This is a genomic window from Sphingomonas sp. SP6 (assembly GCF_058313435.1).
This window is the reverse complement of record NZ_JBZFLG010000003.1, coordinates 102,979-128,696: the sequence shown is the minus strand read 5'-3', so window position 1 is coordinate 128,696 and position 25,718 is coordinate 102,979. Positions and strand designations below refer to the sequence as shown.

Annotated in this window: 31 protein-coding genes; 14 read left to right on the top strand and 17 right to left on the bottom strand. The window is 69.0% G+C overall.

Annotated features, from left to right (window positions below):
• The first annotated feature begins 92 nt into the window (after positions 1-92).
• The 5 genes from AC4GYY_RS10745 (at position 93) to AC4GYY_RS10725 (ending at position 4,448) form a co-directional block, all read left to right on the top strand.
• The gene (locus AC4GYY_RS10745) at positions 93-1,034 is read left to right on the top strand and encodes a complex I NDUFA9 subunit family protein (protein WP_491120467.1); all 942 of its coding nucleotides are present in this window, start codon (positions 93-95) and stop codon (positions 1,032-1,034) included.
• Entirely contained in the window at positions 1,034-1,843 is an 810-nt protein-coding gene (locus AC4GYY_RS10740) for an undecaprenyl-diphosphate phosphatase (RefSeq protein ID WP_491120465.1), read from the top strand. The genes AC4GYY_RS10745 and AC4GYY_RS10740 overlap by 1 nt, the downstream gene beginning before the upstream one ends.
• 168 nt (positions 1,844-2,011) lie before the next feature.
• The gene (locus tag AC4GYY_RS10735; RefSeq protein ID WP_491120463.1) at positions 2,012-3,418 is read left to right on the top strand and encodes an NAD(P)-dependent oxidoreductase; all 1,407 of its coding nucleotides are present in this window, start codon (positions 2,012-2,014) and stop codon (positions 3,416-3,418) included.
• Positions 3,415-4,158: a DUF2059 domain-containing protein gene (locus AC4GYY_RS10730; RefSeq protein WP_491120461.1), complete on the top strand. Its 744-nt coding sequence runs from the start codon at positions 3,415-3,417 to the stop codon at positions 4,156-4,158. Before AC4GYY_RS10735 ends, AC4GYY_RS10730 begins: the two co-directional genes overlap by 4 nt.
• Entirely contained in the window at positions 4,155-4,448 is a 294-nt protein-coding gene (locus AC4GYY_RS10725; protein ID WP_491120459.1) for a hypothetical protein, read from the top strand. The genes AC4GYY_RS10730 and AC4GYY_RS10725 overlap by 4 nt, the downstream gene beginning before the upstream one ends.
• Here AC4GYY_RS10725 and AC4GYY_RS10720 read toward each other — a convergent pair.
• The gene (locus tag AC4GYY_RS10720; protein ID WP_491120458.1) at positions 4,436-4,870 is read right to left on the bottom strand and encodes a hypothetical protein; all 435 of its coding nucleotides are present in this window, start codon (positions 4,868-4,870) and stop codon (positions 4,436-4,438) included. The two genes, AC4GYY_RS10725 and AC4GYY_RS10720, sit on opposite strands and share 13 nt — an antisense overlap.
• A 40-nt stretch (positions 4,871-4,910) precedes the next feature.
• Here AC4GYY_RS10720 and gltB point away from each other — a divergent pair, with 40 nt between their 5' ends.
• Entirely contained in the window at positions 4,911-9,437 is a 4,527-nt protein-coding gene (gltB, locus tag AC4GYY_RS10715) for a glutamate synthase large subunit (RefSeq protein ID WP_491120457.1), read from the top strand.
• Positions 9,438-9,748: 311 nt separating this feature from the next.
• Here the strand turns inward: gltB and AC4GYY_RS10710 are convergent, their stop codons facing one another.
• Positions 9,749-10,258 carry a hypothetical protein gene (locus AC4GYY_RS10710; protein ID WP_491120455.1) on the bottom strand — a complete coding sequence of 170 codons (510 nt, stop codon included), beginning with the start codon at positions 10,256-10,258 and terminating at the stop codon, positions 9,749-9,751.
• A 41-nt stretch (positions 10,259-10,299) separates the two neighbouring features.
• On the opposite strand from AC4GYY_RS10710, the gene AC4GYY_RS10705 reads away from it, so the two are divergent.
• The gene (locus AC4GYY_RS10705; RefSeq protein ID WP_491120453.1) at positions 10,300-10,971 is read left to right on the top strand and encodes a glutathione S-transferase family protein; all 672 of its coding nucleotides are present in this window, start codon (positions 10,300-10,302) and stop codon (positions 10,969-10,971) included.
• The gene (locus tag AC4GYY_RS10700; protein ID WP_491120451.1) at positions 10,971-11,342 is read left to right on the top strand and encodes a tRNA-binding protein; all 372 of its coding nucleotides are present in this window, start codon (positions 10,971-10,973) and stop codon (positions 11,340-11,342) included. The genes AC4GYY_RS10705 and AC4GYY_RS10700 overlap by 1 nt, the downstream gene beginning before the upstream one ends.
• A gap of 132 nt (positions 11,343-11,474) precedes the next feature.
• On the opposite strand, the gene AC4GYY_RS10695 is transcribed toward AC4GYY_RS10700, so the two are convergent.
• On the bottom strand, positions 11,475-12,104 hold the full coding sequence (locus AC4GYY_RS10695; protein WP_491120449.1) for a DedA family protein: 630 nt from the start codon (positions 12,102-12,104) through the stop codon (positions 11,475-11,477).
• A 78-nt stretch (positions 12,105-12,182) separates the two neighbouring features.
• Here AC4GYY_RS10695 and AC4GYY_RS10690 point away from each other — a divergent pair, with 78 nt between their 5' ends.
• Together AC4GYY_RS10690 and AC4GYY_RS10685 are read left to right on the top strand one after the other, a co-directional pair.
• Complete coding sequence (locus tag AC4GYY_RS10690) at positions 12,183-12,977, top strand: aldo/keto reductase (RefSeq protein WP_491120447.1); 795 nt, start codon at positions 12,183-12,185, stop codon at positions 12,975-12,977.
• A gap of 3 nt (positions 12,978-12,980) precedes the next feature.
• Positions 12,981-13,676, top strand: coding sequence for an NRDE family protein (locus AC4GYY_RS10685; RefSeq protein ID WP_491120445.1), 696 nt, complete (start codon positions 12,981-12,983; stop codon positions 13,674-13,676).
• Here the strand turns inward: AC4GYY_RS10685 and AC4GYY_RS10680 are convergent.
• Together AC4GYY_RS10680 and AC4GYY_RS10675 are read right to left on the bottom strand one after the other, a co-directional pair.
• Positions 13,673-14,599, bottom strand: a complete 927-nt coding sequence (locus tag AC4GYY_RS10680) for a calcium-binding protein (protein ID WP_491120443.1) — start codon at positions 14,597-14,599, stop codon at positions 13,673-13,675. The genes AC4GYY_RS10685 and AC4GYY_RS10680 overlap by 4 nt on opposite strands.
• 61 nt (positions 14,600-14,660) lie before the next feature.
• Complete coding sequence (locus AC4GYY_RS10675; protein ID WP_491120441.1) at positions 14,661-15,581, bottom strand: L-threonylcarbamoyladenylate synthase; 921 nt, start codon at positions 15,579-15,581, stop codon at positions 14,661-14,663.
• 38 nt (positions 15,582-15,619) lie between these two features.
• Between AC4GYY_RS10675 and AC4GYY_RS10670 the strand changes: the two genes are divergently transcribed.
• A complete protein-coding gene (locus AC4GYY_RS10670) occupies positions 15,620-17,299 on the top strand; it encodes an acyl-CoA dehydrogenase family protein (RefSeq protein WP_491120439.1) in 1,680 nt (559 codons plus the stop codon).
• Positions 17,300-17,419: 120 nt separating this feature from the next.
• On the opposite strand, the gene AC4GYY_RS10665 is transcribed toward AC4GYY_RS10670, so the two are convergent.
• Together AC4GYY_RS10665 and AC4GYY_RS10660 are read right to left on the bottom strand one after the other, a co-directional pair.
• Entirely contained in the window at positions 17,420-18,076 is a 657-nt protein-coding gene (locus AC4GYY_RS10665; RefSeq protein ID WP_491120437.1) for a carbonic anhydrase, read from the bottom strand.
• Positions 18,073-19,644 carry a SulP family inorganic anion transporter gene (locus tag AC4GYY_RS10660; RefSeq protein ID WP_491120436.1) on the bottom strand — a complete coding sequence of 524 codons (1,572 nt, stop codon included), beginning with the start codon at positions 19,642-19,644 and terminating at the stop codon, positions 18,073-18,075. The genes AC4GYY_RS10665 and AC4GYY_RS10660 overlap by 4 nt, the downstream gene beginning before the upstream one ends.
• A 186-nt stretch (positions 19,645-19,830) precedes the next feature.
• On the opposite strand from AC4GYY_RS10660, the gene AC4GYY_RS10655 reads away from it, so the two are divergent.
• Both AC4GYY_RS10655 and AC4GYY_RS10650 read left to right on the top strand, forming a co-directional pair.
• Positions 19,831-20,367, top strand: coding sequence for a J domain-containing protein (locus tag AC4GYY_RS10655; protein ID WP_491120434.1), 537 nt, complete (start codon positions 19,831-19,833; stop codon positions 20,365-20,367).
• On the top strand, positions 20,364-20,717 hold the full coding sequence (locus AC4GYY_RS10650; RefSeq protein ID WP_491120432.1) for a (2Fe-2S) ferredoxin domain-containing protein: 354 nt from the start codon (positions 20,364-20,366) through the stop codon (positions 20,715-20,717). The genes AC4GYY_RS10655 and AC4GYY_RS10650 overlap by 4 nt, the downstream gene beginning before the upstream one ends.
• Before the next feature lie 31 nt (positions 20,718-20,748).
• Here AC4GYY_RS10650 and AC4GYY_RS10645 read toward each other — a convergent pair whose 3' ends face one another.
• The 10 genes from AC4GYY_RS10645 to AC4GYY_RS10600 all read right to left on the bottom strand — a co-directional run bounded on the left by AC4GYY_RS10645 (position 20,749) and on the right by AC4GYY_RS10600 (position 24,325).
• The gene (locus AC4GYY_RS10645; RefSeq protein WP_491120430.1) at positions 20,749-21,171 is read right to left on the bottom strand and encodes a SufE family protein; all 423 of its coding nucleotides are present in this window, start codon (positions 21,169-21,171) and stop codon (positions 20,749-20,751) included.
• Between the two features lie 102 nt (positions 21,172-21,273).
• Positions 21,274-21,507, bottom strand: coding sequence for a hypothetical protein (locus AC4GYY_RS10640; protein WP_491120429.1), 234 nt, complete (start codon positions 21,505-21,507; stop codon positions 21,274-21,276).
• A 29-nt stretch (positions 21,508-21,536) separates the two neighbouring features.
• Complete coding sequence (locus tag AC4GYY_RS10635; protein WP_491121193.1) at positions 21,537-21,716, bottom strand: hypothetical protein; 180 nt, start codon at positions 21,714-21,716, stop codon at positions 21,537-21,539.
• Between the two features lie 81 nt (positions 21,717-21,797).
• Positions 21,798-22,079, bottom strand: coding sequence for a hypothetical protein (locus AC4GYY_RS10630; RefSeq protein WP_491120427.1), 282 nt, complete (start codon positions 22,077-22,079; stop codon positions 21,798-21,800).
• Positions 22,080-22,091: 12 nt separating this feature from the next.
• Entirely contained in the window at positions 22,092-22,424 is a 333-nt protein-coding gene (locus tag AC4GYY_RS10625; protein WP_491120425.1) for a hypothetical protein, read from the bottom strand.
• A 21-nt stretch (positions 22,425-22,445) separates the two neighbouring features.
• A complete protein-coding gene (locus tag AC4GYY_RS10620; RefSeq protein ID WP_491120423.1) occupies positions 22,446-22,736 on the bottom strand; it encodes a hypothetical protein in 291 nt (96 codons plus the stop codon).
• Between the two features lie 29 nt (positions 22,737-22,765).
• Positions 22,766-23,149, bottom strand: a complete 384-nt coding sequence (gene pspC, locus AC4GYY_RS10615) for an envelope stress response membrane protein PspC (RefSeq protein ID WP_491121192.1) — start codon at positions 23,147-23,149, stop codon at positions 22,766-22,768.
• The gene (gene pspB / locus AC4GYY_RS10610; protein WP_491120422.1) at positions 23,146-23,430 is read right to left on the bottom strand and encodes an envelope stress response membrane protein PspB; all 285 of its coding nucleotides are present in this window, start codon (positions 23,428-23,430) and stop codon (positions 23,146-23,148) included. The genes pspC and pspB overlap by 4 nt, the downstream gene beginning before the upstream one ends.
• A 1-nt stretch (position 23,431) precedes the next feature.
• A complete protein-coding gene (gene pspA, locus AC4GYY_RS10605) occupies positions 23,432-24,103 on the bottom strand; it encodes a phage shock protein PspA (protein WP_491120421.1) in 672 nt (223 codons plus the stop codon).
• 90 nt (positions 24,104-24,193) lie between these two features.
• Complete coding sequence (locus AC4GYY_RS10600) at positions 24,194-24,325, bottom strand: hypothetical protein (protein ID WP_491120419.1); 132 nt, start codon at positions 24,323-24,325, stop codon at positions 24,194-24,196.
• Between the two features lie 254 nt (positions 24,326-24,579).
• On the opposite strand from AC4GYY_RS10600, the gene pspF reads away from it, so the two are divergent.
• The gene (gene pspF / locus AC4GYY_RS10595) at positions 24,580-25,626 is read left to right on the top strand and encodes a phage shock protein operon transcriptional activator (RefSeq protein ID WP_491120417.1); all 1,047 of its coding nucleotides are present in this window, start codon (positions 24,580-24,582) and stop codon (positions 25,624-25,626) included.
• The last annotated feature ends 92 nt before the right edge of the window (positions 25,627-25,718 follow it).

Sequence of the window (25,718 nt, the reverse complement as noted above, 5' to 3'; positions counted from 1 at the left end):
GCGCGCCTCTAGAGGGACCCCCGCGGCCTTGTCAATCGGGCATCGCGAGGGCAGAGGCGCGGCGACGTCGCGCCCCGGATCGAGAAGGTCACATGCTCAACAACACGCTCATCACTCTGGTCGGCGGCGGGGGGTTCCTCGGCCGCTATGCCGTGCAGGCGTTGCTCGAGGCCGGCGCGCGGGTGCGGGTCGCGGAGCGCGATCCCCGCCGCGCCTTGTACCTCAAGCCGCAGGGCGGGCTCGGCCAGACCCAGTTCGTCGCCGCCGACGTGACCCGGCCCGACACGATCGCACGCGCCTGCGAGGGTGCGGACGGGGTCGTCAACCTGGTCGGGACCTTCACCGGCGACCTCCGCCGCATCCACGTCGACGGCGCGCGCACGGTCGCGGAGGCGGCGGCGAAGGCGGGCGCGGCGCTGGTCCATGTCTCGGCGATCGGCGCCGACCCCGCGTCGTCGTCGCGCTACGGCGCGACGAAGGGGGAGGGCGAGGCGGCGGTGCGCGCGGCGCTCCCCGCGGCGACGATCCTGCGGCCGTCGACGGTGTTCGGGCGCGAGGACCAGTTCATCAACCGCTTCGCGCAGATGATCGCGCGCTTCCCGATCGTCCCGGTGCTGCGCGCGCCCGCGAAGTTCCAGCCGGTGTTCGTCGGCGACGTCGCCCAGGCGATCGCGGCGGCGCTGTCGGACCCCGCGCGCTATGGCGGCGAGACCTACGAGATCGGCGGTCCGGAGGTGCTGACGATGATTGCGCTGCAACGCTGGATCGCGGTTGCGATCGGGCGCAGCCCCGAGTTCGTCGCGCTGCCCGACATGGCGGGCGGCGCGATCGCCGCGCTCGGCTTCCTGCCCGGCGCGCCGATCACCGCCGATCAGTGGAAGATGCTTCAGCGCGACGCCGTCGCCGCGCCCGGCAGCAAGGGGCTGGCGGCGCTAGGCGTCACCCCGACCCCGCTCGAGGCGATCGCGCCGACCTGGCTCGTCCGCTATCGCCGGGCCGGGCGGTTCGGGGCGCTCGAAGCCCTGCAATCCTGATGTCGGACCTGCTGACCGCGGTCCTCCTCGGCATCGTCGAGGGGGTGACCGAGTTCCTGCCGGTCTCCTCGACCGGGCATCTCATCCTGGCGACCGAGCTGCTGGGCTATGATGCCGGGCGCTGGGCGACCTTCAACGTCGTCATCCAGCTCGGCGCGATCCTGGCGATCGTCGCGCTCTACTGGCGCACGGTCTGGACCGTCGCGTCGGGGCTGCTGCGCGGCGATGCGGGCGCGTGGCGCTTCGCGCGCAACGTGCTCGTGGCCTTCATCCCGGCGGCGGTGATCGGGCTCGCGCTCCACAAGCAGGTCGAGGCGCTGCTCGGCAATGCGGAGGTGGTTGCGGTGGCGCTGATCGTCGGCGGGGTCGCGATCCTCCTGGTCGAGCGGCTGGCGAAGCCCGGCGCGGTGCGCGGGGTCGCCGACATCCCGCTCGGCACCGCGCTGGGCGTCGGCGTCATCCAGTGTCTGGCGATGGTTCCGGGCGTCAGCCGCTCGGGCGCGACGATCCTCGGCGCGCTTTCGCTCGGGGTCGAGCGGCGGACCGCGGCCGAATTCTCCTTCTTCCTGGCGATCCCGACGATGGTCGGGGCGACCGCGCTCGAACTGGTCAAGAACCGCCATGCCCTGGCCGCGGGCGGCGGTGTCGGCTGGGGCGCGATCGGGGTCGGCATGGTCGTGTCGTTCGTCGTGGCGCTGGTCGTGGTCCGCGGCTTCGTGACGATGATCGGGCGGACCGGCTTCGCGCCATTCGCGTGGTACCGCATCGTCGCGGGTACCGCCGCGCTCGCCTGGTTGATGTTTAGGTAACAGAGCGGTCCTATTGCAAGGAGCGCAAACGTTCGCAGGACCGGATCAATGCATGAAACGTGCATGAAAGCGGCAGCATAGCTGCCTTGTAGTCGATCGCGCCTGCGAATAGCGGTTCGGGGCGGCCACGCGGACCGCGACTCGGCCGAGGTGCGTGTGGCGGATACGATGCTCAAGTTCACGGCGCGCCCGCAGGCCTATCCGGCCAAGCGCCAAGCCGCCGAGCGCGCGGAAGACTTCCGCGAGATCGCCGCTCGCTATGCGGTCCCCACCGCCGAGGACCAGGCGGGTCGATGCTCGCAGTGCGGCGTGCCCTATTGCTCGGTCCATTGCCCGCTGCACAACCACATCCCCGACTGGCTCCGCCTGACCGCCGAGGGGCGGCTGCGCGAGGCGTACGAGCTGTCGAACGCGACCTCTACCATGCCCGAGATCTGCGGGCGCATCTGCCCGCAGGACCGGCTGTGCGAGGGCAATTGCGTGATCGAGTTCAGCGGCCACGGCGCGGTGACGATCGGCGCGGTGGAGAAGTTCATCACCGACACCGCCTGGGAGGAAGGCTGGGTCGAGCCGCTCGTTCCGGGAGCCGAGCGCGGCCAGTCGGTCGGGGTGATCGGGGCCGGTCCGGCCGGATTGACGGCGGCGGAGTATCTGCGCGGCCACGGCTATGAGGTCCACATCTACGATCGCCACGACCGCGCCGGGGGGCTGCTGACCTACGGCATCCCCGGCTTCAAGCTCGAGAAGCCGGTGGTGATGCGCCGGGTCGATCGGCTGAAGGCGGGCGGGATCGTCTTCCACGAAGGCTTCGAGGTCGGCCGCGAGGCCTCGCTCGACGATCTCCGCGCGCGCCACGACGCTCTCCTGATCGCGACCGGCGTCTACAAGGCGCGCCAGGTCGAGGTCGCGGGCGCCGACCGTGCGGTCGCCGCGCTCGATTATCTCACCGCGTCCAACCGGCGCGGCTTCGGCGACGCCGTACCGGAGCTGGAGAATGGTTCGCTCGACGCCGCGGGCAAGCATGTCGTCGTGATCGGCGGCGGCGACACCGCGATGGACTGCGTCCGCACCGCGGTCCGCCAGGATGCGGCCAGCGTGAAGTGCCTCTACCGCCGCGACCGCGCCAACATGCCGGGGTCACAGCGCGAGGTTGCCAACGCCGAGGAGGAGGGCGTCGAGTTCGTCTGGCTCGCCGCCCCCGCCGCGTTCGAGGACACAGGCGTTCGCGCCCACCGGATGCGCCTCGGCAGCCCCGACGCAAGCGGCCGGCGGGCGCCCGAGGTCGATCCCGGCAGCGAGGAGACGTTCGCCGCCGATCTCGTCATCAAGGCGCTCGGCTTCGACGCCGAGGACCTGCCTGTGTTGTGGGGCGCCCCCGATCTCGGCGTCTCGCGCTGGGGCACGGTGCTGGCCGACGGCGAGACGCTGATGACCTCGCTCGATGGCGTCTTCGCCGCCGGCGACATCGTGCGGGGTGCATCGCTGGTGGTCTGGGCGATCCGCGACGGGCGCGATGTCGCGGCGTCGATGCACAAGTACCTGCGGGCGAAGGTGCGCGAGGGGGTGGCGGCGTGAGCAGGTTGGGCTTCATCGTCATGGCGGCGGCGCTGTCGCTTGCCGCGCCTGCCGTCGCGCAAGTGGCTTCGGCTCCCGTCACGGCTGGTCCCGACGATCCGGCTGCGCTCGCCGAGGCGCGGGCGATCGCCGTCAGGCTGCTGCCGCCTGGTACGTACCAGCGGCTGATGGGCACGACCATGGGGCCGCTGATGGACTCGATCGGCGACAGCATCGGCGCAATGCCGTTGAAGCAATTGGCTCAGCTCGGCGGGCTTGACGAAAAGCAGGCGGCGGCGCTCGACAGGGTCGATCTTGCGCGGGTCCTGGCGATCTACGATCCGCACTGGCAGGAGCGAGCCAAGCTCCAGATGCGCGCCATGTTCGCCGCGATGGGCGATTTCTTCGCGGGCGTCGAGCCCGACCTGCGCGAGGCTTACGCGCGCGCACTGGTCCACACCTTCACGCTCGACGAACTGAAGGACCTCGGCCGCTACTTCGCGACACCGACCGGCGCGAAGTTCGCCGCGCGCTACATGACGATGGCGACCGATCCGGCGATCATGGACGTGACCAAGGCGATGATGCCGAAGATGATCGCCCAGATGCCGCGCTTCGTCGAGGCCGCGCAGAAGGCGACCGCTGCGCTCCCGCCGCCGCGCAAGCTGGAGGAGCTGACGCCCGTCCAGAAGGCGCAGATGGCGAAGGCGCTGGGTGTCGCGCCGGCCCAGCTCAAGGACCCGCCGCAGGTGCGACCGTGAGGCTGACGCCGGAGGAGGTCGCCGCGATCAAGGCGGCCACGCGCGAGGCCTTCGGTGACAGCGCAGTCGTTCGGCTGTTCGGCAGCCGGCTCGACGATACTCGGCGGGGTGGGGATATCGACCTTCACATTCTTTCTTCCGATGAGCCCGCGCCGGGGTCGCGCGCTCGTTTCCGGGCGCTGCTCGATCGCTGGGTAGGCGACCGCGAATACGACATCCTCGTCTCGATCGCCGGACAGCCAATTTCCGATGTCGTTGCGCGTGCGATGGCCGAAGGTCAGCGGTTGTGAGCACCCGAGAGGCCAGGCTGGCCGAGACCGCGCGGGCTCTCGCCGGCGCCATCGCGCGGCTTGAGCGCTCGCTGCACGAAGATGCGGACGCGATCCTGAGGGAAGAGGACGGCAAGACGCGGTTCGATCTGCTCGCCACCGACGCCTTTCTCCAGCGGTTCCAGCAGGTCACGGACCTGACGTTGCGGAAGCTGTTCCCGCGCCTCCTGGCGGTGCTGGAAGGACGCGACCTTCGTCATCCCTTGGGTGCGATGCTCGATCGTCTCGATGGCTATGAGATCATCGAGAATGTCCCCGTCTGGATTGAACTCAACGAGCAGCGCAACCGGCTGATTCACGAATATGCGATGACGCCGGAGCAGCGTCGACGCGAACTCGCCGATGCGCTGGCTGCCGCCGAACGCCTCGTCGCCGCGCTCCACCTGATTTCCACTCGCTTTGCGAGCGATCGAGAATCGTCCGATGACTGACCCCCGCACCCACCTCGCCACGCGCCTCGCGCAAGAGGGCATGTATCGCCCCGACATGGAGTCCGACGCCTGCGGCGTCGGCCTCGTCGCCGCGACCGACGGCAAGGCGTCGCGCCGCGTCGTCCAGTCGGCGATCGATGCGCTCAAGGCGGTATGGCACCGCGGCGCGGTCGATGCCGACGGCAAGACCGGCGACGGCGCGGGCATCCACGTCGACCTGCCGACCCGCTTCTTCGACGACGCCATCGTCGCCGGCGGGCACAAGGTGCTGCCGAACCGGCTTGCGGTCGGGATGATCTTCCTGCCGCGCACCGATCTTTCGGCGCAGGAGAGCTGCCGCACGATCGTCGAAAGCGCGATCATCGACGCCGGCTACACGATCTACGGCTGGCGTCAGGTGCCGGTCGACGTATCGGTCATCGGCATGAAGGCGCAGGCGACGCGCCCCGAGATCGAGCAGATCATGATCGCCGGACCGACCGCGGACGAACAGTCGGCCGACGAGTTCGAGAAGACGCTCTACCTCGTCCGCCGCCGGATCGAGAAGCGGATCATCGCCGCGCAGATCCAGGGCTTCTACATCTGCTCGCTCAGCTGCCGGAGCATCGTCTACAAGGGGCTGTTCCTCGCCGAGAGCCTGTCGCTCTTCTACCCCGACCTGCAGGATCGCCGCTTCGAGAGCCGCGTCGCGATCTTCCACCAGCGTTATTCCACCAACACCTTCCCGCAGTGGTGGCTTGCGCAGCCGTTCCGCTGCCTCGCGCACAACGGCGAGATCAACACGATTCGCGGCAACAAGAACTGGATGCTCAGCCACGAGATCAAGATGGCGGCCACCGCCTTCGGCGAGCATTCGGAAGACATCAAGCCGGTGATCCCCGCAGGTGCGAGCGACACCGCCGCGCTCGACGCGGTGTTCGAGGCGATCTGCCGTTCGGGCCGCGACGCGCCCACCGCCAAGCTGATGCTGGTGCCCGAGGCGCAGGTCGACGGCGGCGACATGCCGCCGGCGCACACCGCGATGTACCAATATCTGGCGAGCGTCATGGAGCCGTGGGACGGCCCCGCCGCGCTGGCGATGACCGACGGGCGCTGGGCGGTCGCGGGGATGGACAGGAACGCGCTCCGCCCGCTGCGCTACACGCGCACGTCGGACGAACTGCTGATCGTCGGCTCCGAAAGCGGGATGGTCTCGGTCCCCGAATCGACGATCGTCGCCAAGGGCCGGCTCGGCCCCGGGCAGATGATCGCGGTCGACCTGCAAGAGGGCGTCCTGCTCGAGGATCGGGCGGTCAAGGATCGGATCGCCGCCGAGCACGATTACGCCGGCATGATCGGCGAATTCGCGGTGATGGACGATTTGCCGCCGCCTTCGGCGGACACGATCACGCGCTACCCCCGCGCCGAGCTCGCCCGCCGCCAGGTCGCCGCGGGGCAGACGCTCGAGGATATGGAGCTGATCCTCGCGCCCATGGTCGAGACCGGCAAGGAGGCGATCGGCTCGATGGGCGACGACACCCCGCTCGCTGTCATCAGCGACAAGCCGCGGATCATCAGCCAATTCTTCCGCCAGAACTTCAGCCAGGTCACCAATCCGCCGATCGACCCGTTGCGCGAACGCTACGTGATGTCGTTGAAGACCCGGTTCGGCAATCTCGCCAACATCCTCGACACCGAGGACCGGCGCGAGCGGGTGCTGGTGCTCGAATCGCCCGTGCTGACCGGCGAAGACTGGGCGCGGCTCAAGACCTATTTCGGCGCGGGTGCGGCAGAGATCGACTGCACTTTCGAGATCGGCGGCGGTCCCGAGAAATTGCGCGCCGCGATCCAGCGCATCCGCAACCAGGCCGAACAGGCGGTGCGCGAGGGGCGCAGCGAGCTGTTCCTGACCGACGAGCGCGTGTCCGAGGACCGGGTCGCGATCCCCGGCGTGCTCGCGACCGCGGCGGTCCACACCCATCTGGTCCGCCGGGGGCTGCGCTCCTACGCCAGCATCAACGCGCGCACCGCCGAATGCCTCGACACGCATTATTACGCTGTCCTGATCGGCGTCGGCGCGACGACGGTGAACGCCTATCTTTCCGAGGCCGCGATCGCCGATCGCCACGCCCGCGGACTGTTCGCTGATCTGACGCTCACCCAATGCCTCGCCAACCACCGCAAGGCGGTCGAGGAGGGCCTGCTCAAGATCATGAGCAAAATGGGGATCGCCGTGATCTCGTCGTACCGCGGCGGCTACAATTTCGAGGCGGTCGGGCTTTCCCGCGCGCTGGTCAACGATCTGTTCCCCGGCATGCCCGCCAAGATCAGCGGCGAGGGCTATCATTCGCTCCACGTCAACGCGACCGAGCGGCACGAAGCGGCGTTCGACGAGCAGGTCACCACGCTGCCGATCGGCGGCTTCTACCGCCAGCGCCACACCGGCGAGGCGCATGCCTATTCAGCGCAGCTGATGCACCTGCTCCAGACCGCGTGCGCGACCGACAATTACGCCAACTACCTGCAATTCTCGCGCGGGGTGGCGGACCTGCCGCCGATCTACCTGCGCGATCTGCTCCAGTTCAACTTCCCAGCGGACGGCGTCCCGATCGATCAGGTCGAGGCGATCACCGAGATCAGGAAGCGCTTCGTCACGCCGGGCATGTCGCTCGGCGCGCTCAGCCCCGAGGCGCACGAGACGCTCGCGATCGCGATGAACCGGATCGGCGCGAAGGCGGTGTCGGGAGAGGGCGGCGAGGACAAGGCGCGCTACCAGCCGTACGACAACGGCGACAACGCCAACTCCGGGGTCAAGCAGATCGCGTCGGGCCGGTTCGGCGTGACGGCGGAATACCTCAACGCCTGTGAGGAGATCGAGATCAAGGTCGCGCAGGGCGCCAAGCCCGGCGAGGGCGGACAGCTCCCCGGCTTCAAGGTCACCGAGTTCATCGCCAAGCTGCGCCACGCCACCCCGGGCGTGACCCTCATCTCGCCCCCGCCGCACCACGACATCTATTCGATCGAGGACCTCGCCCAGCTCATCTACGACCTGAAGCAGATCAACCCGCGCGCCCGCGTCTGCGTCAAGCTCGTCAGCTCGGCGGGAATCGGCACCGTCGCCGCCGGCGTGGCGAAGGCGCATGCCGACGTGATCCTCGTCGCGGGCCACGTCGGCGGCACCGGCGCGTCCCCCCAGACCAGCATCAAATATGCAGGGACCCCGTGGGAAATGGGGCTGAGCGAGGTCAACCAGGTCCTCACCTTGAACGGGCTGCGCGGCCGCGTGAAGCTGCGCACCGACGGCGGGCTCAAGACCGGACGCGACATCGTCATCGCCGCGATCCTCGGCGCGGAGGAGTTCGGGATCGGCACGCTGTCGCTGGTCGCGATGGGCTGCATCATGGTCCGCCAGTGCCATTCGAACACCTGCCCGGTCGGCATCTGCACGCAGGACCCGAAGCTCCGCGACAGGTTCGTCGGCACGCCGGAGAAGGTCATCAACCTGATGACCTTCATCGCGGAAGAAGTGCGCGACATCCTCGCCCGGCTGGGGTTCCGCAGCCTCGACGAGGTGATCGGGCGGACCGAGCTCCTCAAGCAGGTCAGCCGCGGGGCCGAGCATCTCGACGATCTGGACCTCAATCCCATCCTCGCCAAGGTCGACGCGACCGACGCCGAGCGGCGCTTCTCGCTCTCGACCTTCCGCAACGAGGTCCCCGACAGTCTCGACGCGCAGATCATCAAGGACGCCGCCGCCGTCTTCAGCCGCGGCGAGAAGATGCAGCTCACCTACAGCGTCCGCAACGTCCACCGCGCGGTCGGCACCCGGCTGTCGTCGGAGATCACCCGCACCTTCGGCATGTCGAAATTGAACGACGGCCACGTCACCATCCGCCTGCGCGGCACCGCCGGCCAGTCGCTCGGCGCGTTCCTGTGCAAGGGCATCCGGCTGGAGGTGCTGGGCGACGCCAACGATTACGTCGGCAAAGGTCTTTCTGGAGGCGTCATCGTCGTCCGCCCGGCGGTGTCCTCGACGCTCGCGACGCAGGACAACACGATCGTCGGCAACACCGTCCTCTACGGCGCGACCTCGGGCAAGCTGCTCGCGGCGGGGCAGGCGGGCGAGCGGTTCGCGGTCCGCAACTCGGGTGCTGTCGTGGTGGTCGAAGGCTGCGGGGCCAACGGCTGCGAGTATATGACCGGCGGCGTCGCGGTGATCCTGGGCGCGGTCGGGGCGAATTTCGGCGCGGGGATGACCGGGGGGATGGCGTTCGTCTACGACCCAGACGGCTCGTTCGCCCGCCGCGCCAACCCGGAATCGATCGTCTGGCGCCGCCTCGCGTCCGATTACTGGACCACCCGCCTCCGCGCCCTCATCGCCGAGCACGCGGTGGCGACCGACAGCCGCTGGGCGCACGGCATCCTAGATGACTTCGACCGGACGGCGGGCGACTTCTGGCAGGTGGTGCCCAAGGAGATGCTCGGACGGCTGACGCATCCGCTCGACGACGCCGAACTGGAGGCGGTCGCGGCGGAGTAGGGGACGAATGACGGCACCCTCCGCCAGCCCGGCCTTGTGCCGGGAGCCACCGAGACCCGGGCAATCCACTTCGTCGGTGTGGATGACCTCGCGTTTACGCATCAGCCTGTCTCAGCGGATCGGTTGGCCGGTTTCGACCGAGAACTCTGGAAATGGCCGGATGGCCATGGTGAACTATCGAACTTTGTGACTGAACAGACGGACGGCCACAAAACGGGCGGTGCCGTGATCAACGGCCAAGGCACCAGTTGGATGTGGCTTGGAGCGCACCTTTCGCGGTAACCTCCGCCTCGCAGGACCCCTTGTAAGGATCACCTGTCATAGCCTCTCCCGGACCTGAGCCGCCACCAGACCATCCCCGCCACCGCCACAATCCCCAGCACCGGCCACCCACCCGGATCGCGCCACAGATACCCGGTCGCGAACACCGCCGCCCCCGCCGCCACGCCCGCAGCCGCGAACGGATGGTGCAACCGCCGCAGCGCCCAGGCGGCGAGCGCCAGCGCCAGCAGCGCGTTCGTCCCCAGCCACAGATACGAGGCCACCGTCCCGATCGACCCTTCGAACGGCAGCTTCACCGTCGCATACCCGGTCATCGCCCGCGGGAAGCAGTCGGCGGAGAGATGCACCCCGATCCCGCCGGCGAGCCCGCACCCCGCCTCGCGCCATCGCACCCGCCCCAGCGCGACCAGCGCGGGCAGCACGCTGTGCGTCACCCCGCTGCGATGCACGCCGACCAACTGGTCTATGTCGGGCAGGGTCAACCCGATCACGAACGCGACCAGCGTCAGCCCCGCCGTCATCCACTTGCCTTCGTCCATCGCCCCTTCCACCGCTTGCTCCCTACGCGCATAGGACCCGCATGTGGCAGCTCCACCAGTTCACCCTGTGTCCTTTCTCCCGCAAGGTCCGCCTGCTCCTCAACGAGAAGGACGTGGGCTACGAGCTCGTCGCGGAGGCGCCGTGGGACCAACGCGACGAGTTCCTCGACATGAACCCCGCCGGGCAGACCCCGGTGATGGTCGAGCGCGACAAGGGCCTCGTCCTGATCGATTCGATGGCGATCTGCGAATATTTCGAGGAGACGGTCGAGCGCGTCGCGATGATCAACGGCCCCGCCACCGGGCGCGCCGAGATCCGGCGGCTGGTCGCCTGGTTCGATCATCACTTCTACCGCGACGTCACCGCGCCGTTGCTCCAGGAGCGGATGGAGAAGCGCATGATCCGCCGCACCTCGCCCGACGCCAAGGTGCTGCGCGAGGCGATGAAGGCCGCGATCCGGCATCTCGACTATGTGGACTGGCTGCTCGATCACCGCCACTGGATGGCCGGTTCGACGATCAGCCTCGCCGATCTCGCCGCGGCGGCGCAGATCTCGATCGCCGACTATCTCGGCGGGATCGACTGGAAGGGCCACGAGCAGACCGCGCGTTGGTACCGTGGGTTCAAGAGCCGGCGGAGCGTCCGGCCGATCCTCGCCGAACGGATGCGCGGCGTCGAGCCGCCGAGCCATTATGAGGACCCGGACTTCTAATGCACATCGTTCCGGAAGCGAACACCCCCGCGGCCGAGACGATCGCGTTCGACGACTGGCTGAAGGTCGACATCCGCATCGGCACGATTGTCGCGGCGGAGCCGTTCCCCGAGGCGCGGAAGCCCGCCTACAAGCTGACGATCGACTTCGGCGGGGCGATCGGGCGGAGGAAGTCGTCGGCGCAGATCACCGAGCATTACCCGCTCGAGGAGCTGGTCGGGCGGCAGGTGGCGGCGGTCGTCAACTTCCCCCCGCGCCAGATCGGCCCGGTGATGTCCGAGGTCCTGACGCTCGGCTTCCCCGACGTCGACGGCAAGGTCGTCCTGATCGGGCCGAGCGAGCCGGTGCCGGATGGGGGTAGGTTGTTCTGACTTCTTCGATCCTCCCCGCTTGCGGGGAGGTGGCGCGAAGCGTCGGAGGGGGCTCTCCTCCTCTGTATCGCCGGCGGAGAGCCCCGTCCGTCAGCCTTCGGCTGCCACCTCCCCTTGCAGGGGAGGATCAACTCAACGGCCCCGCATCCCCCTCACCCGGTGCCAAACATAGAACGCCACCGCCGCCACGATCACCACCCCGATCGCCAGGTCCGCGCGGTGGAAGAAGGCCTTCAGCCGCGGATCGCTGTTCCACGCGGAGCCGAGCTTCATCCCGATCCAGGCGAGGAACAGGCAGAACGGCCAGGAACCCACGAAGGTATAGAGGTGGAACGGCACCAGCTTCATCCGCGCCACCCCGGCGGGAAAGGCGATGAATGTCCTCACCACCGGCAGCAGCCGCCCGATCAGCACCGCCGTCCCACCCCAGCGGGCGAAGAAGCGGTCGGCAAAGTCGAGCTCGCCCGGCCCGATCAGAAGGTAGCGGCCGTACTTCTCCGCCAGCGGCCGCCCGCCGCGCCTGCCGATCTCGTAGGCGACGATCGACCCCAGGTTGCACCCGATCGCTCCCGCGGTCGCGGCGAGATACAGGTTCAGCTCGCCCGTCGAGACCAGATAGCCCGCGAACGGCATGATGATCTCGGACGGCAAGGGCACGCAGGCGCTCTCGATCGCCATCAGCAGCGCGATTCCCCAATAGCCTCCTGCGGAGATCACCGCGATCGCGAACGCCGCGAGCGCCCCCAAAATCTTCTCGACCATCGGCGCCGCCTAGCGCAGATCGCGCCGCGGGCAAGCGCGAAGGCGGAACCGGCGCGGCGCAGCAATGGTTCGACGCGGATGACCGATCTCACCCTCAACGACGGCCGCGTCATGCCCCGGCTCGGCATGGGCACCTATCAGATCCCCGATGGCCAGGTGGCGGCGGTGGTCCGCAACGGGCTCGATCTCGGCTTCCGCCTGGTCGACACGGCCGCGATCTACCACAATGAGCGGGGGGTCGGCGAAGGGCTGACCAACGATGAGGCGTTCCTCACCACAAAGCTGTGGAACGATCGCCATGCCGATGCCGAGGCGGCGCTCGACGAGAGCCTGGCGCTGCTCGGTCGCGACACGGTCGACCTCTATCTCATCCACTGGCCGCATCCGGCGGAGGACCAATTCGTCGAGGCATGGGCAACGCTGATCCGCCTCCGCGACGCGGGCAAGGCGATGTCGATCGGGGTGTCGAACTTCCTCCCCGAGCATATCGACCGGATCGTGGCGGCGACGGGCGTCACCCCCGCGGTCAACCAGATCGAGCTTCACCCCCGCTTCCAGCAGCGCGAACAGCGCGGCTATCACGCGGCGCACGGGATCGTGACGCAGAGCTGGAGCCCGCTCGGGCAGGGTGATGTGCTGAAGGACGCGACGATCGGCGGCATCGCCGAGCGGATCGGCGCGACCCCGGCGCAGGTGGTGATCGCCTGGCACCTGCACCACGGCCTGTCGGTGATCCCCAAGGCGGGCGACGCCGAGCACCTGCGCGACAACGCTCGCGCGGCCGAGGTCTCGCTGTCGGCCGAGGACGTCGCCGCGATCGACGGCCTCGATTCGCCGGACGGCCGCATCGGCCCCGATCCGCTCACCTTCTAAGGCGTGTGCGTCCTCGCCCTGGCCTGGCGCGCCGACCCACGCTGGCTGCTGGTCGCGGCGGGCAATCGCGACGAATTCCATGCCCGTGAGTCCGCGCCGCTCGCCGAATGGGACGACCTGCCGGGCGTGATCGCGGGCCGGGATCTCGTGTCGGGAGGGACGTGGTTGGGAGTGTCGCGACAAGGCCGGTTCGCGGTGGTCACGAACGTCCGCGGCGGGACGATGACGCCCGCCCCGCGCTCGCGCGGCGACTTGGTCACCGCCGCGGTGACCCGGTCCGCCCCCGGCGATTCCGCCGCATACGGCGCGTACAACCTCATCGCAGCCGATCGCGAGGCGGCGACCTTCTCCACGAACCGCCCCAAGGCGGCGCAGCACCCGCTCGCCCCCGGCGTGTACGGCGTCGCCAACGCCGGGCTCGACGAGCCCTGGCCCAAGACGGTCCGCCTCAAGGCGATCGTATCGGATTGGCTCGCCGGTCCCGCCGACATTCCCGAACGGCTGCTCGACGGGCTGGCCGAGGAGATGACGGAGGACCCCGCGTTCTCCGGCATCTTCATCCGCAATCCCGTCTACGGCACCCGCTGTTCGACCGTCGTCGCGGTCGCTGCCGACGGGCATGGGATGATCGTCGAGCGCCGCTTCACCCCGGCCGGCGATCCGAGCGGCGAGACCCGGATCGCCTTCGACTGGCGTTAGAACACGAAGTCGTCGCTGGTCAGCGTCACCTGCACGTCGAGGCGGATGCTGAAGTCCGCGATTCTGTCTCCGTCGACATCGCCGAACACGATCGTCCCGCCGTTCTGGCTCGTGAACCGCACCTCGTCCCCCGCTCCGGTGAACTTCGCGGAGCCGATCAGCGTGAACTGATTGTCCGCGAACCACTGGTCCACGGAGAGGTGGTCGACGCCTTGTTGATAATCGACGACGATGTCGCGGTCGGGATCGAAGAACACCTGCACGCCGTTCTCGTCCCGCGGCGGCGCGATCTCGAACACGTCCGCGCCCGCGCCTCCGGTCAGCCGGTCGGCGCCTGAGCCGCCTTCGAGAAAGTCGTCGCCGTCGTCGCCGAACAGCCGGTCGTTGCCGGTATCGCCGTACAACGTGTCGTTGCCGCCGTCGCCGTGCAGCACGTCGGTGTCTTCGTTGCCGCCCAGGAGATCGTTGCCGTCCCCGCCGGAGACCGAATCCTGCCCTCGTCCGCCGGCGGCGAAGTCGTCGCCCGCTTGACCGAACAGTCGGTCGTCCCCGTCCGCGCCCGCGATCGCGTCGTTGCCGTCCGCGCCCTTCAACGTGTCGTGGCCGCTGCCGCCGGTGAACAGGTCCGACAGGCGCGTCCCGCCGATGTCGAGATCGTTGGTGGCGTGCGAGTACATGAACGCCTTGAGCCGGATCGGCGGCAGCCCCGCCCCGGCCTGGTCCACGGCGATATCGTAGGTCCCGTCCTGCGCATAGGAGTGGAAGGTGCCGCCCGACAGCGGGTCGCCGTCATCGTCCTGGTCCAGCCGGACGACCTCTTCCGATCCGTCGCCCCAGCGGACCTTGTACTTGCTCGTGTCGCCGTTAATGAAGATGCCGCCGGTGTTTTCACCGAAGCCGTTCCAGCCCGTGTTGAACGCCATGTCTCGCTTCCCTGCTGTCGTGTCCGCCCATCAAGCGGGAAGCGCGAGGAAAGCGGGCCAGCTATCGCTGCGCGGCGCGCCGGAGCCTGTCGTTGATCGCTGCGCCGACGCCGCGCTCCGGCACCGGGGCGACCGCGATCCGCGACTTTTGCGATCCATCGGCGCGGTGAAGCGCGGCGAACAGGTGCGACGCGGCCGCGGCCAGGTCTCCGGTCGCGGAGAGCGTATCGTCGCCGGCGACCGCACCGAACCCGATCAGCCATTCGTCGGCCGTGGCAGAGGTCGCCCCCAGCCGCAGCGGCTTGGCTGGCGCATAGTGCGTCGCGAGTTGCCCCGGGGCCCGGACCTCGCCTGCCGTCATCGCTGCGGCGGCGAGCCCCAGCGCCTCCGCCGGAATCGGCCCCGGCCGGAGGATGCGATCGCCCATCACGATGGTCGATTCGATGCCGGCGGGGCAGGGGCCGTCGTCGAGGATCAACGGCACGCGCGCCCCGAGGCTCGCGGCGACATGCGCCGCGGTCGTCGGGCTGATGCCGTTGCTGGCGTTGGCCGACGGGGCGGCGAGCGGGCGCCCGGAGGCGGCGATCAGCGCGCGCATCGCCCGGTGCGCGGGGACCCGGATCGCGACCGTGTCGAGTCCTGCCGTGACCGCCGGCGCGATGCCCGCATCGGCGCGAAGCGGCAGCACCAGCGTCAGCGGGCCGGGCCAGAATCGCGCCGCCAGAGCCCGCGCGCGCGCGTCGAAGGTCGCCAGCCGTTCGGCGTCGGCCGTTCCGCTCACGTGGACGATGAGCGGATTGAACCCGGGGCGACCCTTTGCCGCATAGATGCGCGCGACCGCGTCCGGATTGGTGGCGTCCGCCGCAAGCCCATAGACCGTCTCCGTCGACACTGCGGCGATCCCCCCGCCGCGGATCAGCGCCGCCGCCTCGGCGATCGCCGCCTCGCCGTATGCGCGCAGGCCGGGGTGTTGAGCCTCCATCGCGCGGCGGTATAGCGGCGTCTCCGAGGAGAGACGAGATGCCCTACGCCGCCCCCATTGCCGAGCAGCGCTTCGTGCTGGACCGGACCGCCGGCGTCGGCGCACTCGGGGTGGACGCCGACATGCTCGACGCGGTGCTCGAGGGCGCGGGCCAGTTCGCCACCGGCGAATGGGCCCCGCTCGCCCGCGTCGGCGACACCGTCGGCGCGCGCTGGACCCCCGAAGGCGTGGTGATGCCGGACGGCTACCACGCCGCCTATCAGGCGTTCGTCGAGGGCGGCTGGGGCACGATCGGCGTCGCCGAGGAGTGGGGCGGGCAGGGGCTGCCGTTCGCCGTCCAGTGCGCGGTGCTCGAGACGCTCGGCAGCGCGAACATGGGCTTCGCGCTCTGCCCGATCCTGACGGTCGGCGCGATCGAGGCGCTCGCCCACCATGGCACGCCGGAGCAGCAGCGGCTGTACCTGCCCAAGCTCGCGACCGGCGAATGGACCGGCACCATGAACCTCACCGAGCCGCAGGCGGGGAGCGACGTCGGCGCGCTCCGCGCCACCGCGACCCCGCTCGGCGAAGGCAAGTGGAGCATCGTCGGCACCAAGATCTACATCTCGTTCGGCGACCACGATCTTGCCGACAACATCGTCCACCTCGTCCTCGCCCGCACCCCGGATGCGCCGGCGGGCACGCGCGGCATCTCGCTGTTCCTCGTCCCCAAGTTCCGCCTCGACGCGAACGGCGCGCCGGCCGAGCCCAACGACGTCCGCGTCGTCTCGATCGAACACAAGATGGGGCTCCATGCCTCCCCCACGTGCGTCCTGTCGTTCGGCGACGAGGGAAATTGCGTGGGCGAGCTGATCGGCCCGGTCGGCGGCGGAATGCGCGCGATGTTCACGATGATGAACAACGCCCGCCTCAACGTCGGCCTCCAGGGGGTCCAGGTCGCCGAGGCCGCGACCCAGAAGGCGGTCGGCTATGCGCGCGAGCGGGTGCAGGGCGCGCGCGCCGGCGCGCCCGCCGCGATCGTCGAGCATCCCGACGTCCGCCGCATGCTGATGCGGATGAAGGCGCAGACGCAGGCCGCGCGCGCTCTGGTCTATTACGCCGCCGGTCAGGTCGATCGCGCCGCGGCGGGGGACGCCGCCGCGCGCAGCCGGCTCGAGCTCGTCACTCCTCTGGCGAAGGCGCATGCGACCGATCTGGGCAACGAAGTCGCGTCGCTCGGCATCCAGGTCCACGGCGGGATGGGCTATGTCGAGGAGACCGGCGCCGCGCAGTTCTTCCGCGATGCGCGGATCACCCCGATCTACGAGGGGACCAACGGTATCCAGGCCGCCGATCTGGTCGGCCGCAAGCTCAACCTCGACGTCGGCGGCGCGTTCGCCTCACTGATCGACGACATGGCGCGCGAGGCCGAGCACGCGGACCTCAAGGCCCTGGCCCAGACCTGCGGCGAGATCGGCCGACACCTCCAGACCGCCGATAGCGACGACCGGCTCGCGGCGAGCTATCCGTTCCTCACCATGCTCTCGGTCGCCGTATGCGGGTGGCTGCTCGAGCGTGAGGCGAGGGCGGCGGGTGACGATGCCTTCGGAACGCACAAGCAGGCGATCGCGCGCTTCTACCTCGATCAGATCGTGCCCGAGGCCCTGGGCCTTCGCGCCGCCGCGACCGCGACGGCCGAGGTGCTCTACGCGCTGGATGCGGAGGCGCTGGCGGGGTGAGCGCAGCGCCATCCGGCCCCGAGCCGGGGGTCCGAGGTTGAGCCGGGCAGACCGTCGGCAACCTTGCCTTGAGGTCGCGTCCAGCTGAATCTGGGTCCCGGCTCGGGGCCGGGGTGACGACTAACTCATCTCCCCCGTCGTCAGCAGCACCTTCTCCGGCCGCCCCACGTCCGCCAGGTCCGTCTTGCGGTCGATCCGCATCAGCGGCCGCAGCAGCCCGTCGCGGATGTCGTACACCCAGCCGTGCAGCGTCAGCTCCTGCCCCCGCGCGAACGCCGACTGGACCGTCGCGGTCCGCGCCAGGTTGAGCAGCTGATCGCGCACGTTGCACTCGACCAGCCGGTTGACCCGGGCCTCCTCGCTCCCCTGGGCGTCGATCTCGTGGCCGTGGTCGGACAGCACCGCCCGCGCCGCATCGAGCCAGCGGTCGACCGGGCCCGTCGTCCCGCCGTCTAGGGTGGCCTTGATCCCGCCGCAGCCGTGATGCCCGCAGACGACGATATTGGCGACCCCCAGCACGTCGACCGCATATTGCAAGACGCTCATCAGGTTGAGGTCGTCGGCGCGCACCAGATTGGCGATGTTGCGGTGGAGGAACATGCGGCCCGGCAGCGACTGCGTCTTCTGTTCGGGCGCGACGCGACTGTCGGAGCAGCCGATCCACAGGAACTCGGGGCGCTGCCCTGCCGCCTGGCGGCGGAAGAAGTCCGGGTCCTCGTCAAGCAGCTCGGCCGCCCAGGCACGGTTGGCGAGGAGCAGCTGGGTCTCTTCCTTCATGCGTACACCACTTCGGTCTGGGGAGCGCGGATCAGCGGGGCGGTCCTTCGGGCGAGATCGCCACGGACCTTGACCTGGATGCCGCGGAAGGCCGCCCCCTTGATGAAGCCGTTGATCAGGTCGACGTTGTCGAGATCGACGTAGTTGGTCGACGTGAGGTCGATCAGCAGACTGGCGCCGTCGGGCACCCGCGACAGCGTCTTCTGTAGCTCGTGCTTGTGGATGAAATAGAGGTTGCGCCGGGCGCGGATCAGGCAATCCGGCCCCTCGGCGGCGAAGGTGATCGCCGGGCGGAAGTTGCGCGCGATCACGAAGGCGAAGCCGATGGCGAGGCCGATGCAGATGCCGATCAGCAGATCGGTGAACAGGATCGCGACGATGGTCGCGACGAACGGGACGAACTGCGTCCATCCTTGCTTCCACCGCTCGACGAACAGCTTCGGCTTGGCGAGCTTGTACCCGGTCGCGATCAGGATCGCGGCGAGCGCCGCCAGCGGGATCAGGTTCAGCAACACCGGGATCAGCGCGACCGACAGCAGCAGCCACAGCCCGTGGAGCATCGTCGACAGCCGACTGTCCGCACCCGAGTCGACGTTCGCCGAAGACCGCACGATCACCGAGGTGACGGGCAAGCCGCCGACCAGCCCGGAGACGATGTTGCCGCAGCCCTGCGCCACGATCTCGCGATTCTTGGGGGTGACGCGGCGCTTGGCGTCGAGCTCGTCGACCGCGGTGACGCTCAGCAGCGATTCGAGGCTGGCGACGATCGCCAGCGTCAGCGCGGTCGTCCAGACCGCGGCGTCGCCGATCCGGGCGAAGTCCGGGAACGAGAAGAAGGAGCCGAACCTGGCGACGCTGTCGGCGATGGGCACCTGGACCAGGTGCGTCGTCCCGAGCGCCAGATGCGGGAAGACCGCCGCAAACAGCGCGTTGAGCGTGACGCCGAGCAACACGACGACCAGCGGTCCCGGCACGAAACGCAGCGGCCCCTGTTTGGGCCGCGCCGCATCCCACCAGAACAGGAAGGCGACGCACACCATGCCGATGATCGCCGCCCCTCCGGTGACGCTGTTCTGGACGGTGTGGACGATGGTCGTCAGCGTGTTGTCGCCATCCTTCTGGAAAAACCGGAAGTCGCCGATGAAGTCGCCGTCATAGCCGATCGCGTGCGGTACCTGCTTGAGGATCAGGATCAGCCCGATCGCCGCCAGCATGCCGGTGATCACCGACGAGGGCACGAATTCGGCGAGCACCCCGGCGCGCGTCGCCGCGAAGCCGAGCTGGATCACGCCGGCCAGCACCACCGCGAGCAGGAACGCCGGGTAGCTCGGCAGGCTCTCGACCGCGGCGAGCACGATCACGGTCAACCCTGCCGCCGGCCCGGCGACAGACAACGGCGATTTCGAGATCGCGCCGACGACGATGCCGCCGACGATGCCTGCGATCAGCCCCGAGAACAACGGCGCGCCCGAGGCGAGCGCGATGCCCAGACAGAGCGGCAGCGCGACGAGCGCGACGACGATCGACGCCGGCACATCCTGCCGCCAGGTTTTCAGAATGGAGGTCACGGGCGTCCTCGTTAGGGGTGCGGCGCTTGAACTAGGGGCCGAGGACCGCGCGCGATATGGATGACGCAGCGCAGCAACCATTCCTCACGCAATCGCATTGCTCGGTCGGAAAATGGACACGTGACCACGCAAATTCCGCGCTTGCGCTTCCCCGAACGTCCTGCCGCCCCTATCTCGCACCGCAGAATGGCGCGTTCCTCTCGATCGAGCGACTGGGGCTTTCCCCGCTGGCGCAGCTACGGCGCGGAGCGCGAGGCGGTGGCGGTGCGCCTGTGCGACCGCCATGGCTGCGACCAGCCGGGCGACTTCCCCGCGCCGAAGTCTCCGAACAGCCCCGAGCGCTGGTATTTCTGTCAGCCGCACGCCGCCGAGTACAATCGCGGCTGGGACTATTTCGAAGGGCTGTCTGCGGAGGAGGCAGCGGCGCGCGAGGCGAACGAGCGCCGCGACGCCTCCGGCTTCACCCAGTCGCGTCAGAACGCCTGGGCCGGCCCGGGCGACGGCACCCGCAGCCGGGACGAGATGCGCGCCCTCGAAGTGCTCGAACTCGAAGTGGACGTGTCGTTCGACGACGTCCGCGCAGCGTGGCGCCGACTCGCCAAGGCCAATCACCCCGACGTTCGCCCCGGCGACGCCGAAGCTGCGACGCGCTTCCAGGCGATCCAGGCCGCCTATGACGTGCTCCGGACCGCGGAAGAGGCGCGGAGCTGGAAACCCGCGTGAAGACGGCGAAGGGCGGGTGCGGCGCCATTTTCCTGGTCTGCGGCAAATGCTCGAAGAAGGCCGGCGGCGGGTTCGGCAAGAAGGGCCGGACTCCGCTCGTCAAGGCGCTCGCCAAGATCGAGGGTTTCGGCAAAGGCCGCAAGAGCGCGGTCCAAGTGACCGAGACCAAGTGCCTCGGCCTGTGCCCCAAAGGCGCCGTGACCCTGGTCGATCCGCGCACCCCGGCGACGTGGTTGGTCGTCGAACAGGGCGAGGACGTGGCCGAGGTCGCGGCGCGGTTGCAAACGCCCCGTCATCCCGGCCTCGCGCCGGAGCCGGTAGGGCCACGCGGGACGCCCTCGCGCCTCTAGCCGGGGGGCGCGCCGCCGGCTGGTTCCCGCGTCAAGCCGGGGATGACGGATTGGAGTACCGCGCCGCGGTCTCCTTGATCAGCGCGATCATGTTGGGGATGCCCTGCGTCCGGTTCGAGCTCAGCTGCGCCTTCAGCGCGAACGGCGCCAGCGCGGCGTCGATGTCGGTGGCGGCGATCTCGGACACGCTGCGGTCCTGCACCGTCGCCAGCACCAGCGCGATGATCCCCTTGGTGATCGCGGCATTCGAATCGGCGAGAAAGTGGAGCGTTCCGTCGCCGGTCCGCGTCGGATAGACCCAGACCGAGGCGGAGCAGCCGGCTACTTTCGTCGCGTCGGTCTTGAGCGCCTCGGGCATCGGCTCCAGCGCGCGGCCGAGCTCGATCAGCAGCCGATAGCGATCGTCGGCATCGAGGAACTCATATTCTTCGCGGATTGCGTCCAGGTCGGCCATCCGCCGCCGGGTAGAGCGGCGCGCTGCGACCCGCAACCGCCCAGCCGACGGCGGCGGCGACCGCAGCCGGGTCGAGCGGCGCGGTGGGCGGGGCGGGGGCGCTCACAGCTCCACCCCGGCGGCGATCGCCTCCAGCTTGCGGATCCGCTCCTTCAGATCGGCGATCTCGATGCGGGCGCCGGCGCTCGGCACGCCGTCGCCGCTGCGCTCGCCGACGATCTGGTGGCGCTTGAGGTCCAGCCAGCCGCGGAACCCCGAGAGGCCCGCGAAGGTCAGCATCGCGACCGCAGCCAGCGTCGCCGCCGCGATGATCAGGTAGACCGTGGGATCGAACATCTCTCCCTCCTTCCTGGGAACTTCAGGGTTCAGTGGTCGCGCAGCCGCTCGATCTCGCGGTCGAGATCGATGCTCTTGCGCTCGTCGGTGATCACGCGCTCCAGCACCTGGACGCGCTCCTTCAACTGCCGCACCTCATCCTTGAGGCGCATCGTATCGACCGCGTCGGTCGGCGCCGCGTCGGAGGACAGCGTACGCTGGCGGTGCATGATCACGCGGGCGATCATCACGATCGCGACGATCGCAATCACCATTTCGAACGGGTTCATCGGTCAAACTCCGTTGGGATTTCAGTTGAGAGCGGTCGGCCCGCCCTCGTCGCGCAGGCGGTCGATCTCGTCGCTGAGGTCGACGCCCTTGTCGGTCGCGATCCGCTCCAGCACGCGGACCCGCCGCTCGAGCCGCTCGGTCTGGGCAGCGTATTGCGCGGCCTTCTCGGCGACCATGCTCGCCTCGATCTCCAGCCGCTTCTCGCGGTAGGCAAGCCAGGGCTTGACGAAGACTCCGCCGATGATCGCGAACAATCCGCACGAGATCCCAAGGACCGGGATCAGCAAGGCGACTTCACCCATCTCGACATCTCCTCAGTTGGCGTGGTCGCGCAGGCGGTCGATCTCGTGGGAGAGCATCACCCCGCCGTCGGTCACGATCCGCTCGACGTTGGCGAGCCGATCCTTGATCGACCCCACCTCGGCGCGAAGCTGTGCGTTCTCCTGGGTCAGCAGCCTGACGCGCTCGACCGCTTCGCTATCCGCCTTGGGGTAGATCGCCTTTCCCCAGCTGTTCTCCAGCGGGTAGCCGTTCTTGATCCTGAGCCAGGTGGTGAACACCCAGCCCGCGATCCCGGTGAACCCCAGCCCCATGCCGAGCGCGAGCAGCGCGGGCAGGTTGGCGACGATCTCTTGTCCCTCGTTCATGATCCTCCCCCCTTCTTGCGGTCAGCGGAGCGCGTCGATCGCGCGGGCGGTGCGCTCCGCGGGATCGGTGGCGATCCGTTCGAGGACCGCCAGGCGCTCCTCGAGCCGGCCGATCTGCCCGGTCAGCCGGGCGTTCTCGCTGGCGAGCAGCTCGACCTTGCGACCTTCCGCCAACTCGTCCTTGTGGACGCGCCCGCCCCAGTCGTCGGTGATCGGATAGCCGTGCTTGGCGCGGATCGCGGTGGTGATCACCCAGGCGATCATGCTCATCGCGATGATCGCGAGGACGAAGCCGGGTCCCTGGAAACTCATCGTATCTCTCCCCTTCTCGCCCGGCGTGCTCAGCGCAGGCTGTCGATCTCGTCGGCGAGCTGCGTGTTGCGGCTGGTGTAGTGGAGCTCGATGTCGGCCAGGCGCCGGTCGAGCTCGCGGAACTTGGAGCGGACCTCGGTGGTGGAGCGCTTGGGGTTGGTCCGCACGCCCTGCCAGAACTTGGCCGCCTCCTCCGACTGGTAGAGGCCGATCGGCTTCTTCTGCGCCATCCAGGCGACCAGCATGTAGGCGAGCGGGATCCAGGGCATCCCCACCCCGGTGACGGTCAGCAGCACCGCCGCCAGCCGGACCCAGAGCACCTCGATGCCCGTATAGTCGGCGATCCCGGCGCAGACGCCCTTGAACTTGCCGTTCTGCTTGTCGAGATAGAACTTCGTACGATCGGACATCAGTTCCTCCTGTCGGTCCGGCTTTCGAGCCGGTAATCGGATGTCGAACGATAATCGGAGAGGCCGGGCTTGAAGTTCGGATTGTCGGCGGCGACGATGCGCTCCACCGTGGTCACCCGATCCTCCAGCCGCCGGGCGAGATTGAACATCTCGTCGAGCAGGTTCTCGTCTTCCTGCGTGATCTTCGGCGCCTGCTTCCACTTGGTGACATAGTGGAGGATGAGCCACGGCAGCGCGATGAAGATGACCGGGATGACGACGATCGGCACCAGCACGTCTTCCATCTCACCCCTCCCTGTTCGAGAGGCGGGCCTTCATCGCGGCGAGCTCGGCATCGACCTTCTCGGCCCCGCGCAGCTCGGCGATCTCCTCCTCCAGCGTCTTGGGCAGCGCGCCCAGTCCCATCGCCTCGGCGCGGCCCTCGGCCTCGTCGGCGCGGCGCTCCAGGATGTCGAAGCGGCTGAACGCCTCGTGCGTCTTCGGCCCGTTCCACATCTCGCGCAGTCGCGCCTTGTTGTTCGCGGTCTCGTAGCGGGTCTGGATCGCGTTCTGCTTGGCGCGCGCCTCGCGCAGCCGGCTCTGGAGCTTGCCGATGTCCTCCTCGCTGGCGCGCAGCGCGTCGTCGAGTACCTGGCATTCGGCGCGAAGCTGCTCGGCCATGTCCGAAGCCTTCTGGCGCTCGACCAGCGCGGCCTTGGCGAGGTCCTCGCGGTCCTTCGACAGCGCCAGCTCGGCCTTCTCGGTCCAGCTCGTCTCCAGGCCTTCCAGCTTGGCGATGTGGCGGCGCATCTCCTTGCCGTCGGCGATCGTCCGCGCGGCGGATGCGCGAACCTCCACCAGCGTTTCCTCCATCTCGAGGATGATCATGCGGATCATCTTCGCCGGGTCCTCCGCCTTGTCGAGCAACTCGGCGAAATTGGCGGCGACGATGTCGCGGGTTCTTGAGAAGATGCCCATCAGATCACTCCCAGATGGCAGAAGTTCAGTCCAGTTTAGCGTCGGGACGGGACGGGGGGTAGGGTGGTCCACCCGGACGATGACGCCCAATTACGCGATCGTCTGGGTCGCGGCGACCGGGGCCGCCTGTTGTGCCGGGCCCACCGCGCCGACCAGCAGCGTGGCGCTGGCGAGGACGGTCAGGGCGATCGCGGCGAGGCGGCTGGTGACGGAGGCGGTCATGGCGAAAACTCCCTTTGGTTCGGTTGAAGAGGCCGCTCGAAGCGGGATGCCAAGGGTATTGCAGAGGCCGTGCCAATCGCTCCCCGCGCGTACCACCATCGTCACGGCACCCCGCAGGGCCAGAGATTTCCCAATAACATGAAGGGCATACGGCACACCCCACCGCGGGATCGGCAGCTGAGCGGGGATGACGGTATGTGGGGCCCGCAACACACCCCTTGCGGAACGTTGGGAATTTACGCCAGAGCTTGGGAATGGAACGGCAGACCCAGGTTCTCGGCCAATCCGGCGTCTTCCTCGACGCGCTCGAACGCGCGAGCCGGGCCGCGGCGCTCGACCGCCCGGTGCTGGTAATCGGCGAGCGCGGGACCGGCAAGGAACTCGTCGCCGAACGACTGCACCGCCTCTCCCCGCGCTGGGATCAGCCGCTGATCGTCATGAACTGCGCCGCACTGCCCGAGACTCTGATCGAGGCCGAACTGTTCGGCCACGAGGCCGGCGCGTTCACCGGCGCCACCAAGGCGCGACCGGGCCGGTTCGAGGAGGCGGACGGCGGGACGCTGTTCCTCGACGAGCTCGGGACGCTCAGCATGGCGGCGCAGGAACGCCTGCTCCGCGCGGTCGAATACGGCGAAGTCACCCGCATCGGTGCGTCGCGCCCGCACCGCGTCGACGTCCGCATCGTCGCTGCCACCAACGAGCACCTTCCCGACAAGGTCGAGCGCCACGAATTCCGCGCCGATCTGCTCGACCGCCTGTGTTTCGAGGTCGTCACGCTGCCGCCGCTTCGGGCGCGTCGCGGCGACGTGGCGGTGCTCGCCGACCATTTCGGGCGCCGGATGGCCGCCGAGATGGGCTGGAACCGCTGGCACGGGTTCACGCCCGAGGCCCAGGCGCAGCTGACCGAATACCGCTGGCCCGGCAACGTTCGCGAACTGCGCAACGTCGTCGAACGCGCGGTCTATCGCTGGGAGCTCGAGGAGCCGATCGCCCGCATCGAGTTCGATCCGTTCGCCTCGCCGCACCGTCCGCAATCCTCGACCCGGCCGATGCCCACCGCCGCGCCGCCGCCGTCCGCGCCTAGCCAGGATCGCCCCGACAGCCACGACGAGGTCGCGGCGTGTGAGGTCGGCCCTTCCGACTTCAAGAGCCGCGTCGCGCAGTTCGAGAAGGATTTGCTGACCAAGGCGCTGGCGGACAACCGCTTCAATCAGCGCGCGACCGCCGAGTCGCTCGGCCTCACCTACGACCAGCTCCGCCACGCGCTGCGGCGGCACGATCTGATCGGCGCGGGGGGCTGACGGCCCGACTTCAACTCGCTTGCGCAACGACCCGACCGGGACCATTTCGCCCTCGTGATCGTTCCCCGGCCAACCCCGATCAAGGAGACCCC